This is a genomic window from Oceanobacillus halotolerans, from assembly GCF_010993955.1.
GTDB lineage: Bacteria > Bacillota > Bacilli > Bacillales > Amphibacillaceae > Oceanibacillus_A > Oceanibacillus_A halotolerans.
This window is the reverse complement of the sequence record NZ_WIXL01000024.1, coordinates 1-1,626: the sequence shown is the minus strand read 5'-3', so window position 1 is coordinate 1,626 and position 1,626 is coordinate 1. Positions and strand designations below refer to the sequence as shown.

1 protein-coding gene is annotated in these 1,626 nt (G+C 38.1%); it reads right to left on the bottom strand.

What is annotated here, in order from left to right:
* Positions 1 to 302 precede the first annotated feature (302 nt).
* The gene (locus GHC26_RS15775; RefSeq protein WP_163972202.1) at positions 303 to 1,580 is read right to left on the bottom strand and encodes an IS110 family RNA-guided transposase; all 1,278 of its coding nucleotides are present in this window, start codon (positions 1,578 to 1,580) and stop codon (positions 303 to 305) included.
* Positions 1,581 to 1,626 lie beyond the last annotated feature (46 nt).

Sequence of the window (1,626 nt, the reverse complement as noted above, 5' to 3'; positions counted from 1 at the left end):
CGAATGACTTCGGATACTTGGGTGAACCCATTGGTATATTTTACCAATGGGTAGATACGCTTCGCTAATGCTAATTGGGATTAATTAACATTTAAAGGGCATATGTGATGCACTTTGGAACTCTGCAATACTTATGATGACTCACCCTCCCATGTCTCTTAGCGTCTAGCGCTCACATTCCTTCGTTCGGTCTAGTCATAAGGCAGAGGCTGGCAGTGCTCCTCGAGAGACTCGTAGTCTAATTGCTGATTTTGCGCCGGCTTCTCCGTGTCATCCTTCTGATAGTTAGAACTTAAATGTGACTAGGCGACCTCTTGGAGACAGTGGAGGTCATTCATCATAGCTTCTTCATTAAAATAAAGCTGTTTATTTACTAGGGCATGTAAAATCTTTAACACTTTGCTGCATAATACGACTAATGCTTCCTTCTTTCGAAGGGAATTATTAGGTCTGGAAATATAGTAGTTATATAATGAACTAAAGGCTGAATTATGCCTTATTAATGGCAATGTCATCCGATATAAAATGGCGCGTAGTTTCTTTCTGCCTCGTTTAGAGATTTTTTTCTGACCTTTATGCTGACCAGAAGAGTTTTCACGCAATGTTAATCCCGCTAATTTAATAAGTTGGCGTGGATGTTTATAATGCGTGAAAGATCCAATTTCTGAAAGCAACATAGTTATAGAATGTGCCCCTATTCCATCTACAGATTGAACATATTCAAAGTCTATTAGTTGTATGGCCAATTCTTTCATATGGCTATCTAGATTCTCTAATTGATGTTGTAGTAACTTATATTGGTTAAGGAGTGTAGCTATTTCAAAACGCGCCATCTCTAATCCTTCTCTTATCCCAATGGATTGTTCAGCTAAGAATTGTATTTGTTTTATCTTAGGGCGCGAAGGACATTTTAGGCCTTCCACTTGAATATACAGTGTCACAAGGTCTTCTAAATCAATTCCTACCACATCCTGTGGTAGAGGTGTTTTTTCTAAGATAGCACAAGCATTTTTACCGAAAGACGGAAATACTTGATGGAATTCGGGAAAAAAGCGATCCAACCAACGAATCATTCGGTTTTTTAATGCAGTTATATCCTCTACGATTTTCGTTCTTAACATGGATGCATTTCGTAATTCCGCTTCAACGCCAGTTAATATACGCGGATAACTAAATCTACCATCTCGGATAAGTTGAGCTATAACACGAGCATCTTTTTGATCGTTTTTTGTTTGAAGATTATCATCTAACTCCTTTGTTCGACTAACATGCATAGGGTTAACAAACACATATGGAATATCATGTTGGACTAAATAAGCAGCTAGATTCATCCAATAATGTCCTGTGGGTTCAAAACCAACAATTACTTGTTCTTTCTCGTGTAAGTCTTGGAGTGTACGAATACTATGCTTAAACTTTTCAAACCCTGATCCGGATTGCCCGAAGGGAAAAGCTTTTTGAAGTACTCGTCCCCGATCATCAATTGGGCAGGCATAATGTGTCTTCTTTGCAATATCTACGCCAATTACCAAGGTATTATCAGATACTTGATTTATCTTTTGATTCGTAATATGATTCATTAGGTAGTCCCTCCTGTATATGGTTGAGTATTAATTGGCGTTGATT